We start from the raw sequence: 12,362 nt of genomic DNA on the forward strand, positions 1-12,362 counted from the left end.
GGGCTGTGGGAGGAACCGATCGACAGCACGACGGCACCGAAGGATGATGGGAATTGACAACGGTTCTCATCATCAGGGGGTGGTGACCATCGAACTGTTTGAAGCGATTCGCGGGCGCCGATCGGTGGGCGTGATGACGGAGGAGATGCCGCCCCGCGAGGCGATCGAGAAGATGCTGGAGGCGGCCACGTGGGCGCCCAGTCACTTTCAGACGGAACCGTGGAAGTTCTTTGTGCTGACCAGCCAGGCCCGCAACCGGCTGGGCGAGGCGATGGCCGAGGCGCTGGCGGCCAGGCTGGACGATCCCAACACGCCGGAGGCGCGGGCCCAATTGGAGCGGATGCGCAAGAACCCCTTGCGCGCCCCGGTGATCATCGCCGTGGCGGTGAGCCCGTCCGACGATCCGCGGGTCATCGAGCTGGAGGAAATCGAGGCGGTGGCCTGCGCCGTGCAGAACATGCTTCTGGCGGCCCACGCGCTCGGGCTCGGGGCCATCTGGCGCACCGGCGCGATCTGCTACGACCCGCGCTTGAAGCCGTTCTTCGGCCTGTCGGAGCGCGAGCAGCTCCTGGGGTTCGTGTACGTGGGCTATCCGGCGGGGCCGCAGCCGGCCGGCAAGCGCACGCCCTTTGCCCAGAAAACGGTGTGGATGGACCGCTAAGCCGGGATGATGCAAGACCTTTCGCCCCTTGCGTTGCTGGCGGCCTTCGCCTTTCTCGCCGCCGTGCCGGCCCTGGTTTCCCAGTGGCAGCGGCTGGGCCTGACGCGCGACATGGTGTGGGCCGCGCTCCGCGGCACCGCGCAGCTCATTGCGATCGGGTACGTGCTCACCGCGGTCTTCGCCGCCGAGTCGTGGTGGCTCCTGGCGCTGCTTCTCGTCCTGATGATCGCGGTGGCTTCCCGCAGCGCATCCCGGCGGGGTGCCCCCTTCGCCGGGGCTTTCTGGATGGCCTTTTTGGCCATCGCCGCGGCGGAGGCGGTGGCCCTGGCCCTGTGGGGCGCGTTCCACCTGGTGGTGTGGGAGGGGCAGTACGTGCTCCCGATGAGCGGCATGGTGATCGGCAACGCCATGACGGTGGCCGGCCTGTCCTTTGAACGGATGTGGCGGGAATTTGAGCAGTCCAAGCCGCTCATCCTGGCCAAGCTGGCCCTCGGCGCCACGCCGCGGCAGGCCTGCCAGGAGGTGATCGAGCAGACGGTGAAGGCTGCGATGATCCCCAACATCGACACGCTGCGCACCATCGGCCTCGTTCACCTGCCGGGGATGATGACCGGCGCCATTCTGGCCGGGGCGCCGCCCCTGGTGGCCGTGAAGTACCAGGTGGTGATCCTCCTCACGCTCCTGTCCGGCGCGGCCATCGTGGCGATGGTAATCAGCTTTCTCACCTACCGCCGTTTTTTTGCGCAGCGGCTGTTTTGACGGGCGGCATGGAAGGAGCCGCCCGTTTTTTTTGTTTGGGACGACGGGTATGGCCCGTGGCCCGTTTTCTGAGGTGGCAAGCCGCGCTGCGTCGGCGCATATCCCTGGTACCAAGGGGGGATGAGCCGTGACGAGGCTGTACGTGGTGCGCGGGCGAACGGTGCTCGCCGTGTTGACGGTGGCGGCCTTGGGGCTGCTCGTGTACGCGTGGGATGGTGCCCGGATGCCCCTGCTTCCCGTGGTGAGCAACCCGGATGCGGTGAGCGGCCCGGGCGGGGGGCGCGCGGTGACGTTTCACATTGTCACCGGCGAATTCAAAACGCGCCTTCCCGACGGCAAGGAGATCGAGGCGTACCGCTGGGATCCCGGAACCCTGGTGGTGCACAAGGGGGACCGCGTCACCCTGCACTTCCACGGCGTCAACGGGGCCAAGCATCCCTTTGAGATCCGCGGCTACAATGTGCGGGGCACGGTGGAAAAGGGGAAACAAACGACGGTGCAATTTGTGGCCGACCGTGCGGGGACGTTCGAGATCGTCTGCCTGACCCATCCTGACCGGGCGCACCACGGCCCGATGGTGGGATATCTGCATGTGCTGGAACGGTGAACGACAACCTGCCCAATTCCGCGAGCCGGATGACGGCTCGTTTTTGTTCATCTTGTCTCTGGGCGAACGTATCGGGACCGGGTATAATGCTTTCAAAAATTCGAAATGAAGGGACGGAATCTGTCGATGCGTATCCTCATCGCGCCCGATTCGTTCAAAGGTTCTCTTACGAGCCGCGAGGTGGCCGCAGCCATGGCCCGCGGCGTGAAGCGGGCCTGCCCGGAGGCGGAGGTGATGTGCCTGCCGCTGGCCGACGGCGGCGAGGGCACGATGGAGGTGCTCGTTGAGGCGACCGGAGGGTGGTATGTGCCGGTACAGGTGACGGGACCCCTCGGCGATCCGGTTACGGCGCGGTACGGCGTGCTGGGTGACGGGGAAACGGTGGTGGTGGAGCTGGCCGCCGCGTCGGGGCTCGGCTTGGTTCCGCCCGAGCGGCGCGATCCGTTGCGGGCCTCGACGTACGGCACGGGCGAGCTGATCCGCCACGCGTGGGAGGCGGGCTATCGCAGGTTTCTCATCGGTTTGGGCGGCAGCGCCACGAACGACGGCGGGGCGGGGCTCCTGCAGGCCCTCGGGGTGCGCCTCTACGACGCCGAGGGCCAACTGCTCCCGCCAGGCGGGGCGGCCCTTAAGCGCCTCGCCCGCGTCGAGTGGCCGGAGCGGGACGCGTGGCGCGCGGCGTCGGTGACCGTGTTGTGCGATGTGGACAACCCGCTCCTCGGCCCCCGTGGTGCCTCGCGGGTGTTCGGTCCGCAAAAAGGGGCCACCCCGGAGATGGTCGACGCGCTCGAGCGGGCCCTCGCCCGTTGGGCCGACGTCACCGCCGCCTTCCTCGGGGAAGACCACCGCCATCGTCCAGGAGCCGGCGCCGCCGGGGGCACGGGCTTTGCCCTGATGGCGTATTTGCGTGCGGCTGTGCGCCCGGGCATTGAGGCGGTCATGGAGGCGGTGGGCTTTGCCGAGCGGGCATCGGAGGCCGATCTGGTCCTCACGGGGGAGGGAAAACTGGACCGCCAGACGCTCCATGGCAAAGCGGTTGCCGGCGTGTGTCGGGTGGCGAAGAGCTGGGGCATTCCGGTGATCGCGCTGGCGGGCACGGTGGAATTGGAAGGGAAGGATTGCGAGGGACTGGGGCTTGCCGGGGCGTTCTCCATCCTGAACCGCCCGATGACCTTAGCGGAAGCCGTGGCGGAAGGGGAGCGCTTGGTGGCGCACGCTGCGGAGCAGGTGGTTCGGCTGTGGCGTCATGCTTCCCGGCGAGCAAACCGGATGGAACGCGAAGGCGGGAGGGTTCCACCCGAAACACCCTAACGCGTCCGGGTGGATACAGAGACCATTCCGACAGCGGAGGAGGGACATGACGGCATGGAAGCGCATACCGCGGTGTTAGGCCCGTGGGTACTGGTCTTCCTCTTGATCTCCATCATCTGGATCATCGTGTCGACAAGCAAGTGGAAGATTCATCCTTTTCTTTCCTTGCTCGTGGCCGCCTATGGGATGGCGCTGGGCACGCAATGGGTGGCCATGGGGTATGGGATTCCTACTCCGTTCAAAGACAGCATCGGCAAAGTGATTGCCGACGGATTTGGTGGGATCCTCGGCTACATCGGCCTAGTGATCATTGCGGGGACCATCATCGGCGTCATCTTGGAAAAGTCGGGGGCGGCGCTGAAGATGGCCGAAGTCGTGCTGAAGGTTGTCGGGCCAAAACGCCCCATGCTGGCCATGTCCATCATTGGATATATCGTGTCCATCCCCGTTTTTTGCGACAGCGGCTACGTGATTCTCTCGTCCCTTAAGCGCGCGCTGGCCCGTAAAGCGGCGGTTCCGCTGGCCGGCATGGCGGTGGCCCTGTCCACGGGGTTGTACGCGACGCACACGCTCGTTCCGCCCACGCCGGGGCCCATAGCCGCTGCCGCCAATCTGGGATTGGAAGGTGCCCTGTTTCAGGTGATCGTCGTGGGGCTTGTGGTGGCGATTCCCGCGGCGGCAGCCGGGTACCTGTGGGCCAAGAGGGTGGCGGTAAAACTGCCCACGGCCTTTGATCGGGATTCGGGTGATGGAATCGATGCGGCCGAACTGGCGCCTGCTGCGCTGCCGTCCGCTTGGAAAGCCTTTTTGCCCATCGTGGGTCCGATTGTGCTGATCGCGTTGGGGTCCATCGCCCAGTTTCCCAGCCAACCTTTTGGCGAGGGCATCCTCAAGGATGTGCTGGTCTTCTTGGGCACACCGGTGAACGCGCTCTTCGTCGGGCTTGCCTGCGCGCTGCTGCTTCCCCGGTGGGACGGTGAGACTTTGACAGATTGGGTGGGAAAAGGACTGGTGGACGCGGCATCGATTCTGATGATTACGGGGGCGGGCGGCGCCTTCGGAGCGGTGCTCAAGGCGACTACTGTCGGTGATTACATTGGCGCGGTGCTGCGCGATGCGCATCTGGGCCTGTTTCTTCCCTTTCTCATGGCCGCTGCGCTGAAAACGGCCCAGGGGTCGTCGACGGTGGCGCTGGTGACGACATCGGCCATTGTAGCGCCGATGCTGGAATCCCTCGGCTTGGCTTCGGGGTGGGGACCCGTGTTGACGGTAATGGCCATCGGTGCCGGTGCCATGACCGTCTCCCACGTCAACGACAGCTATTTCTGGGTGGTGTCGCAATTCAGCGGCATGAGCGTGACGACCGCCTATCGTGCCCAGACCGCGGCGACCTTGGTTCAGGGCCTTGTGGCCATGGCGACCGTCTGGATGCTTTCCCTTGTGCTGTTGTAAACAAGAAGCGTCCTCGTCAAAGGGGGCGCTTCTGTGCTGTTGTGCCGGTGGGAGGGAAACGCGGTGCGCATCACCCATGAATGGGCGCAGAAAATTGTCAACCGCGTGATGGCGACCGTCGCATGCAACATCAACATCATGGACGCGGAAGGGCGCATTGTGGGAACCGGCGATCCGAAGCGCCTCAACACGATCCATGAGGCAGCGCGCGAGGTGCTGCGACGGCGGCGAACCGTCGAAATTTCCGAAGGCGAGGAACGGCGTTGGCCAGGCGTCAAGCCGGGCGTGAATATGCCCATTGAACTTGAGGGAAACGTGATCGGCGTGGTCGGAATCACGGGGCAACCGGACCGGGTCCGTCCCCTGGCGGCGTTGGTCAAAATGGCGGTGGAGCTGATGATCCAGGAGCGCGTTTGGCATGAACGCCATCGCGTCGAGGCCGAGATGCGCGAACGCCTGCTCCGGCGGTGGCTGATGCAGCCCGGTTTGACGACGCAGAAGGAGTGGGTGTCCCTCTATCAAACCTATGGCATCGACATTCGGCTTCCGCGGGCAGTCTATGTGTTGGACGCGGTGGATGAACCCGTTTCGGTGGAGGGTCGGTTGTCCTCCGTCCGGAACCTCCTGGAGCGGGAGGACCAGGTGACCATCGGGCACTCCGGCGAAGTGGTCGTGCTGCGCGTGATGCGCGGGGAGCGCAATGGGGAAGCTTTGCGTTCGTTTGCCGATCGTCTGTACCGCGCGTGTTGCGGGGATGGACGGGACGTGTACGTCGTGGTGACAGAGGCGCCGGCGGGCGAAGTGGCTCCGGCCTACCGCGAGGCGAGCCGCATTGCCGGGCTGCTCAAACGCGTCGGCGAACCCGGAGGGGTTTACAGGGCGGAAGAGGTGCAGCTGCTTCGCCTTGTCGATGACCTTCCCCTCGACAAAAAGCGGGAGCTGATCGCGCGTACCGTTGGGCCATTGGTGAGCCGTCCCGAGCGCGACGAGTGGATTCACACGTTGCGCGTTTTTTTCCGTTGCCACCTGAATGTTTCCGAAGCGGCCCGCCAATTGCATGTGCATCGGAACACCTTGTTGTACCGCTTGGCCCGCATTCGGGAGGTGACCGGACGGTGCCCTCAGCAGTTCCCGTCGGCGGTGGAGCTGTATGCGGGACTTCTGGCGCACTTGTTGGACGCTCCGCCGTCCTCGCCATCGGGATCGTGAACGGTCACCCCCGCTTGAGCGCCGCCATCACGAGAAGCGCCAGCCCTACATAGCCAAAGGCCGGGTACAGGTACGTCACCAGGGTGTCGAACCCGAACTGGCTGATGAGGAAGCTCACGGCCAGTAGGGCGAGGATCAGCGGTTTTTCCGGCCACCGGAGCAGCTGCTGAAACTGGCGGGCAAGGCCGTAGATGTTGGCGATGAGCGTGGTGAAGATCTCACCGTAGACGACGAGGAGGAACAGGAGTTGTGCGGCTTGGCCCAGCTCGCGCACAATGCGGGCCATGGGAATCTCAAACTGAAAGATGCCCGCGCCCTCTGCGGCCATGACCAGGTGGTTGACCAGGAGCATGATGCCCAAACCGATGCCGCCCCACCATCCGCCCCAGGTCAGCACGCGCGCCGTGTTCATTTCGCTGCCCAGGGGGACGAGCACGGACAAGGCCATGGCGAGATTAAAGGCGACATAGGTGAACGGGGCGATCGACCAGCGCCAGTCGTCGTGCGGCGGGGAAGGGGAGAGGGCCGGCTGCGGATCGCGCAGCAGGTCGAGGGCCAACAGCACCGTAAACAACAGCATGAGCGGCACGACGAGGGAGTTGACGGCCAGGATGCCGCTGATGCCGCGGGCGATCACGAAATAGGTGAGGGCCAAGGTGACGAGGATGCCCGCCTGGTAGGGCAGGCCCAGCTGTTCGCGGAAGATGGCGCCCGTTCCGGAAAGCATCACCGAGGTCACGCCGAGCAGGATGAGGGGCATGAACACGTTGACCAGCCGTCCCAGGGCGGGGCCGAACAGGTACGCGTTGAACTCCTGATAGGAATACGCGCCGATGCGGTGGGCCAGGCGCATGATGCGCGCACCGAGCCACACGAACAGCCCGGTGGACAGGATGATGCCGAGCGTGCCGGAGGAACCGTACCGGGTGAAGAAATGCAGGATCTCCTGTCCCGACGCAAAGCCCGCCCCGACAACGGTACCGATGTACGTAAAGGCGATCTGCCCGATGACCAGCCATGTTCGGTTCACGCACGACCCCTCCGCTTGTGTCGATCAAGCTTTTCCCTTCACCTTTATGCGGAGGGCTGTCTGCCTATGATGTGCATTCTCCGGGCGAATGGCGGGTGCGCCGATTGCGGAGAATCTGATACGATGGAAGCGAGAAACGATAACGGGGTGAATGTGATGGTGGGGCAAATTGACAAGCAAGCCCGCCTATGGGCCACGGTTTGCCACTTGGCGGCACTGGTGGGGTATATCATCCCGATGGGGCACGTGCTGGGCCCCCTCGTGGTGTGGCTCCTCAAGCGGAACGATTCCCCATTCGTCGACGACCAGGGGAAGGAGGCGCTGAACTTCCAGCTGTCCTTAACGATCTACGGGATGATTGCGGCGCTGCTGGTGTTCGTCTTAATCGGCCTTCCCCTGCTGCTGGCGCTGATGGTCATTCAAGTGGTGTTTGTCATCGTTGCCGCGGTCAAGGCCAATGAGGGCCAGGCCTACCGGTACCCGATGACCATCCGCTTTTTCAAATGAGGCGGAACGGTATTGTTTGAATTGTTTGCACTCTGCAAAATCCGAAGGGATGGGGTGCCCGTTATGGTGTCGAAAAACGTCGAAATAATTGGGGTACCGCCATATTGAATGGCCATTCAACCGCCGGTAAAATGAAAAGGGAAGCGGAGCATCGGGTTGGGACGGCAAATGCGCGGGCGAATGTGCGCGCGCGTTCCGGGGGACTGTGTGGTGCTCCCGCTCCCGAAGCGGTTTTCTTCTCTCGTCTCAAGCGGCGCGACGGCCGCTTTTTTCTTGAAACGGTCGTCCGTTCTTCCGCCGGAAGAACGGGAAGTATGGACAAACGGCGCGGCGCCTCGGTCGATGGAAACGAGGCGCCGCTTCTTTATTCGCCATCGAGCGATTCGGCCACCTGTACGGCGCGGCGGAAGAAGTGCTCGATTTCCTCTCGCGTTTTCGGGTCGCGGCTGACAAAGCGGATCACCTCGCGCCCGTTCCGGAACGCGATGAAGCTGGGGATGCCGAACACGTCGTAGCGCGCAAACAGCTCGGGCAGCGTTTCGCGGTCCACGCGGATGACGGTCAGCTTGTCGGAAAAGGCGTTGGCCACCTCCGGCATGAACGGCTTGATGCGTTGGCAGTCGGGGCACCAATCAGCGTAGAATTCGGCGATGACCAGGTCGGGTCCGGCAATCGCTTGGTCAAACGCCTCCACCGTTTCGATGTCGCGCATGAACCCGGCACCTCCTGTATGTATAAATGATTTGGACGGTCGTGGCGGAAACGCCCGTTGCTTTCAGGATGACACGTTGCGGCGCGCCTTGCAAGGGGAACGGAGAAGCCGAGGCTCCGATCCGAGGGAGCTGTTAGCGCGTTCCCACGTTCAGCCGCTTCTCCAGGTACTCCGACAGGCGGGTGAGGGCGAGTACCACAACCAGGTAGAAGAGCGCGACGACCGTCCAGATCTCAAAGGCCGAATAGGTGGTGGCGATGATTAGCTGCCCTTTGCGGGCCAGTTCCTCAAAGCCGATCACCGACACGAGGGACGTGTCCTTCAGCGTGATGATGAACTGGTTGAGGAGCGACGGGATGACGATGCGGAAGGCTTGCGGCAGGATGACATAGCGCATGGCTTGGCGGTGCGTCATGCCCAGCGAGCGCGCCGCCTCCATCTGGCCGCGTGGTACGGCCTGGATGCCGGAACGGAATACCTCGGCGATGTAGGCGCCGGCGTTCAGGCTCAGCGCGGAAATGGCCGCCGTCCACGCGTCGATGCGGGTGCCAAGGAGGGACGGTATCGCGAAGTAGATGTAGAAGACCTGCACGAGGAGGGGCGTCCCGCGCATCACGTTGATGTACGCGTTGGCGATGGCGTTGAGCGCCCGTTTTTTGGACAGCTTCATCAGCGCTGTGATGAGCCCGAGCACCAGCGCGATCAGCAAGGAGATGACCGTAAGCTGAAGGGTCATCCCCAGCCCGACGAGAAGCACGTCGAGGGATTGGACGATGATGTCAAAATTGATCATCGCACACATCCTTTCCGTGATCGGATTTGGTGACCGCGCAAGAAGAGGGGAGCGGATGCTCCCCCGTACGGGACGGCTTATTCGCCGAAGTATTTCTTGTACAGCTCGTCGTACTTGCCGCTTTCCTTCACTTTCTTCAGGCCGTCGTTGATTTTCTTCAGCAGCTCTTCCTTGCCCTTGGCCACGGCGATGCCGTAGTCGTCGCCCGTCATCGGCTCGCCGACCACCTTCAGCTTGCCGGGGTTTTGCACGATGTAGTGCTTGATCACCGGGAGGTCTTCGATCGCGGCGTCGGCGCCGCCGTTGATCACTTCAAGGTAGACGTCGTTGCCGTTGTCAAAGGTTTTCACCGTGGCCCCCTCGATCTGGCGGGCAAACTTTTCGCTTGTCGTCCCCAGCTTTACGGCGATGGTCTTGCCCTTCAGGTCATCCTTGCTCTTGATGGTGGTGTTGTCGGGGCGGACGGCGATGACCAGGCCGGCGCGGAAGTACGGTTCGGAGAAGTTGACCACTTTTTTCCGTTGCTCCGTGATGCTGATTCCGGCGACGGCCGCGTCAAGGGTGCCCGTTTGCAAGCCGGGGATGATGGCCTTGAACTCCATCGGCTTCAGCTCGATGTCGAGCCCTTCTGCCTCGGCGATCGCCTTGATCAACTCGATATCGAAGCCGGTGTATTCGTTGGTTTTCGGGTCGACGTACTCAAAGGGCGGGAACGAGGTGTCTGTTGCAACGATCACCTTTTCTCCTGCCGGGCTGTCACCTGAGGCGGACGAATTGGTTTTCGTGCCGCAACCGACGAGAATGGACAGGCTCAGCAGGCTCACGAGGAAGACGGCCAGTCCTTTTTTCATCTCGCGTGATCCCTCCATGCTGAAGCTTTGCATGAAAACCCTTTCAAATAATCGTAAACGATATTGTGAAAATAATCGTAAATGATATTGTGAAAAACGTCAACGATTTTTCGTATAGTTATGAATATGGTTCGAGATGGTAAGCGGTAATGATCTCTTGGGGGACAGGGGTGAGGAGGTTCATGGTAGAATGGAAGGGGAGGACAAGGGTTTTGCAAAGGGGGGAGCATCCGTGGAAGGAACGAAGGTGCTGATCGGGGACGACGACCCGAACGTGTGCGAGATTATCCGTCTGTACTTCCAGAAGCAAAACCTCCATGTCCTCGAAGCCCGTAATGGCGAGGAAGTGCTGGCCCTCATGGAGCGGGAGAAACCGGATGTCGTCCTCCTCGACGTGATGATGCCGGGAAAAGACGGGTTTGAAGTGTGTCGAGAAATCCGGCAGCGCTGGGACGTGCCGATTATCATGTTGACCGCCAAAGATGACGAGGTGGACCGTGTTCTGGGCCTGGAGCTGGGCGCTGATGATTATGTGACGAAGCCGTTCAGCCCACGGGAACTGGTGGCGCGGATCAAGGCCATTTTTCGGCGCATGGACCGTCAAACGAAGGCCGACGACGACGGGCGTCCGCACCTGGTCTTTCCGCGCCTGGAAATTGACGGGCGGCGCCGCTTGGTGCTGGTCGATGGCAAGCCGGTGCCGCTTCGGCCGAAGGAGTTTGACCTCCTCCTGTTCCTCGCCTCCTCGCCGGGGACGGTCTTTACGCGCGACGAGTTGCTCGAACAGGTGTGGGGGTACGACTACTTCGGCGACACGCGCACCGTTGATGCCCATGTGAAAAAAGTGCGCCAGGCCCTGAAGGCGATCCAGCCGCCGTGCATCCAGACGGTGTGGGGCGTGGGATACAAGTTTGAGGTGCCCGGCGATGGCGGTATGGAAACGTAGTATTGCGCGGCGTCTTTTGTTGGGGTTTCTGGGAACCGTGATCCTGGCCATGGGCGTGGTGGGCGTGGCCATGTCCTATCTTGTCCAGCACTACATCTATCAGACGGAACGGATGGAGTTGGTGCGGAAGGCCAAACGCATCAACCTGGCCATCCAGGACTCGAGCCGAGTGAACGACGACCTGGTTAATTTGCTCGTATTTCTTGACCAGACCTTTGATGCCCGCATCTGGCTCTTTGACATCCACGGACGCATCGTGGCCACCTCCACCCGCGACGAGGTGTTTATCGGGAAATCGGTTGCCAAAAGCGTGGTGGAGAAGGTGAGACAAGGGGAGCCGGTGATCAGTCCCCTCGGCATTGAGGGGCTGAATGAACCGATGCTCTCCGTGGCGGTTCCATGGGGAAAGGGCAACCAAATCTACGGGGGCATTGTTCTCCATGCCCCGGTGAAGGGTATCAACGACGCGGTGAGCCGTGTGCGCGAGACGATGGCCTGGGCCTTGGCCCTCGGCGTTGTGGCAGCCACGTTGCTCGCCTCGTACCTGTCGTGGTCGATCGCCCGCCCTCTGAAGGAGATGGAGCGGATGGCCGCCGAGCTGCGTCAAGGGCGGTACGACCGTCGCCTGGATGTGCATCGCGATGACGAGGTGGGCGACCTGGCGCGCACGTTCAACGAGCTGGCCGATCGGCTGGAGGCCAGCGAACGCGAGCGGAAACGCCTCGACCGGTTGCGCGACGAGCTGCTTGCCAACTTGTCTCACGAGTTGCGCACACCGCTGACGAGCATGCAGGGCTTTTTGGAGGCCTTGCAGGACGGACTGGTGGAAGACGAGGAGCTGCGGCAACATTATTACCGGCTGATGGCCCACGAGACGGCACACATGAGCCGGCTGATCGACGACATGCTCGACTTGGCCAAGCTGCAAACTCATGCCATTCGCCTCAATCGTGAGGCGGTGGATGTGAAGGAACTGTTGGCGTTCGTGGCCATGACGTTTGAACCGGAGGCGCGCGACAAGGGTACGGCCATCGTTTTGGATGTGCCGGACGAGCTGCCGCCTGTATGCGGGGACAGCGTGCGTGTGGAACAAATGCTGAACAACCTGGTGAGCAACGCCGTCAAGTTTACGGAAAACGGGCGCATCACGTTGCGCGCCTGGGCGGAAGACGGCGGCGTGTACATCGAGGTGGCCGACACCGGCGTGGGCATTGCCGCCGAGGATTTACCGAGGATTTTTGAACGCTTTTTCAAGGTTGATCGCCACCGGACAAAGAAGAACCGCGGGAGCGGATTGGGCCTGGCCATCGTCAAAGAGCTGGTGGAGCTCCACGGCGGCCGGATTGACGTGCAGAGCCAACTGGGACAGGGCACAACCTTCCGCCTGTGGTTGCCCGCGGTGACGTAGCCTGGCTTGTCCATCCTAATTTACAAATGTTTCACATCTTTGTCTCGATTCGTTCCCACTTTTCATGGTTCCTTGCCCTACAGTTAGTACAGGAGAAAGACGAGATCATCCTGATC

At 62.4% G+C, this 12,362-nt stretch carries 13 protein-coding genes; 9 read left to right on the forward strand and 4 right to left on the reverse strand.

What is annotated here, in order from left to right; genetic code table 11:
• The first annotated feature begins 82 nt into the window (after positions 1 to 82).
• The 6 genes from ACYQ0Z_RS05955 (at position 83) to ACYQ0Z_RS05980 (ending at position 5,999) form a co-directional block, all read left to right on the forward strand.
• Positions 83 to 661: a nitroreductase family protein gene (locus ACYQ0Z_RS05955; protein WP_459865472.1), complete on the forward strand. Its 579-nt coding sequence runs from the start codon at positions 83 to 85 to the stop codon at positions 659 to 661.
• Between the two features lie 9 nt (positions 662 to 670).
• Positions 671 to 1,420: an ABC transporter permease gene (locus ACYQ0Z_RS05960; protein WP_459865474.1), complete on the forward strand. Its 750-nt coding sequence runs from the start codon at positions 671 to 673 to the stop codon at positions 1,418 to 1,420.
• Between the two features lie 127 nt (positions 1,421 to 1,547).
• Positions 1,548 to 2,027, forward strand: coding sequence for a cupredoxin domain-containing protein (locus tag ACYQ0Z_RS05965; RefSeq protein WP_459865476.1), 480 nt, complete (start codon positions 1,548 to 1,550; stop codon positions 2,025 to 2,027).
• Between the two features lie 126 nt (positions 2,028 to 2,153).
• Positions 2,154 to 3,338, forward strand: a complete 1,185-nt coding sequence (locus tag ACYQ0Z_RS05970) for a glycerate kinase (protein WP_459865478.1) — start codon at positions 2,154 to 2,156, stop codon at positions 3,336 to 3,338.
• Positions 3,339 to 3,392: 54 nt separating this feature from the next.
• On the forward strand, positions 3,393 to 4,790 hold the full coding sequence (locus ACYQ0Z_RS05975) for a GntP family permease (RefSeq protein ID WP_459865480.1): 1,398 nt from the start codon (positions 3,393 to 3,395) through the stop codon (positions 4,788 to 4,790).
• Between the two features lie 63 nt (positions 4,791 to 4,853).
• Positions 4,854 to 5,999 (forward strand): CdaR family transcriptional regulator, encoded by a 1,146-nt coding sequence (locus ACYQ0Z_RS05980; RefSeq protein WP_459865482.1) that lies wholly within the window; start codon positions 4,854 to 4,856, stop codon positions 5,997 to 5,999.
• A gap of 4 nt (positions 6,000 to 6,003) precedes the next feature.
• Here the strand turns inward: ACYQ0Z_RS05980 and ACYQ0Z_RS05985 are convergent, their stop codons facing one another.
• On the reverse strand, positions 6,004 to 7,029 hold the full coding sequence (locus ACYQ0Z_RS05985) for a YkvI family membrane protein (protein WP_459865484.1): 1,026 nt from the start codon (positions 7,027 to 7,029) through the stop codon (positions 6,004 to 6,006).
• Positions 7,030 to 7,152: 123 nt separating this feature from the next.
• Between ACYQ0Z_RS05985 and ACYQ0Z_RS05990 the strand changes: the two genes are divergently transcribed.
• Positions 7,153 to 7,536: a DUF4870 domain-containing protein gene (locus tag ACYQ0Z_RS05990; RefSeq protein ID WP_459865486.1), complete on the forward strand. Its 384-nt coding sequence runs from the start codon at positions 7,153 to 7,155 to the stop codon at positions 7,534 to 7,536.
• A gap of 364 nt (positions 7,537 to 7,900) precedes the next feature.
• On the opposite strand, the gene ACYQ0Z_RS05995 is transcribed toward ACYQ0Z_RS05990, so the two are convergent.
• The 3 genes from ACYQ0Z_RS05995 to ACYQ0Z_RS06005 form a co-directional block, all read right to left on the reverse strand.
• Positions 7,901 to 8,248 (reverse strand): thioredoxin family protein, encoded by a 348-nt coding sequence (locus ACYQ0Z_RS05995; protein WP_459865488.1) that lies wholly within the window; start codon positions 8,246 to 8,248, stop codon positions 7,901 to 7,903.
• 133 nt (positions 8,249 to 8,381) lie between these two features.
• A complete protein-coding gene (locus ACYQ0Z_RS06000; RefSeq protein WP_459865490.1) occupies positions 8,382 to 9,041 on the reverse strand; it encodes an amino acid ABC transporter permease in 660 nt (219 codons plus the stop codon).
• Positions 9,042 to 9,118: 77 nt separating this feature from the next.
• Complete coding sequence (locus ACYQ0Z_RS06005) at positions 9,119 to 9,892, reverse strand: basic amino acid ABC transporter substrate-binding protein (protein WP_459865492.1); 774 nt, start codon at positions 9,890 to 9,892, stop codon at positions 9,119 to 9,121.
• 232 nt (positions 9,893 to 10,124) lie between these two features.
• Here ACYQ0Z_RS06005 and ACYQ0Z_RS06010 point away from each other — a divergent pair, with 232 nt between their 5' ends.
• Both ACYQ0Z_RS06010 and ACYQ0Z_RS06015 read left to right on the forward strand, forming a co-directional pair.
• Positions 10,125 to 10,838, forward strand: a complete 714-nt coding sequence (locus ACYQ0Z_RS06010) for a response regulator transcription factor (RefSeq protein WP_459865494.1) — start codon at positions 10,125 to 10,127, stop codon at positions 10,836 to 10,838.
• On the forward strand, positions 10,819 to 12,246 hold the full coding sequence (locus ACYQ0Z_RS06015) for a sensor histidine kinase (protein WP_459865496.1): 1,428 nt from the start codon (positions 10,819 to 10,821) through the stop codon (positions 12,244 to 12,246). Before ACYQ0Z_RS06010 ends, ACYQ0Z_RS06015 begins: the two co-directional genes overlap by 20 nt.
• The last annotated feature ends 116 nt before the right edge of the window (positions 12,247 to 12,362 follow it).

Source organism: Calditerricola yamamurae (assembly GCF_054654135.1).

Excerpts from the sequence above, each read along its gene's own strand:
- ACYQ0Z_RS05995 (WP_459865488.1), bottom strand. The coding sequence starts at position 8,248 with ATGCGCGACATCGAAACGGTGGAGGCGTTTGACCAAGCGATTGCCGGA.
- ACYQ0Z_RS05975 (WP_459865480.1), top strand. The coding sequence starts at position 3,393 with ATGGAAGCGCATACCGCGGTGTTAGGCCCGTGGGTACTGGTCTTCCTC.
- ACYQ0Z_RS06015 (WP_459865496.1), top strand. The coding sequence starts at position 10,819 with ATGGCGGTATGGAAACGTAGTATTGCGCGGCGTCTTTTGTTGGGGTTT.
- ACYQ0Z_RS05960 (WP_459865474.1), top strand. The coding sequence starts at position 671 with ATGCAAGACCTTTCGCCCCTTGCGTTGCTGGCGGCCTTCGCCTTTCTC.
- ACYQ0Z_RS06005 (WP_459865492.1), bottom strand. The coding sequence starts at position 9,892 with ATGAAAAAAGGACTGGCCGTCTTCCTCGTGAGCCTGCTGAGCCTGTCC.
- ACYQ0Z_RS05970 (WP_459865478.1), top strand. The coding sequence starts at position 2,154 with ATGCGTATCCTCATCGCGCCCGATTCGTTCAAAGGTTCTCTTACGAGC.
- ACYQ0Z_RS05990 (WP_459865486.1), top strand. The coding sequence starts at position 7,153 with ATGGAAGCGAGAAACGATAACGGGGTGAATGTGATGGTGGGGCAAATT.
- ACYQ0Z_RS06000 (WP_459865490.1), bottom strand. The coding sequence starts at position 9,041 with ATGATCAATTTTGACATCATCGTCCAATCCCTCGACGTGCTTCTCGTC.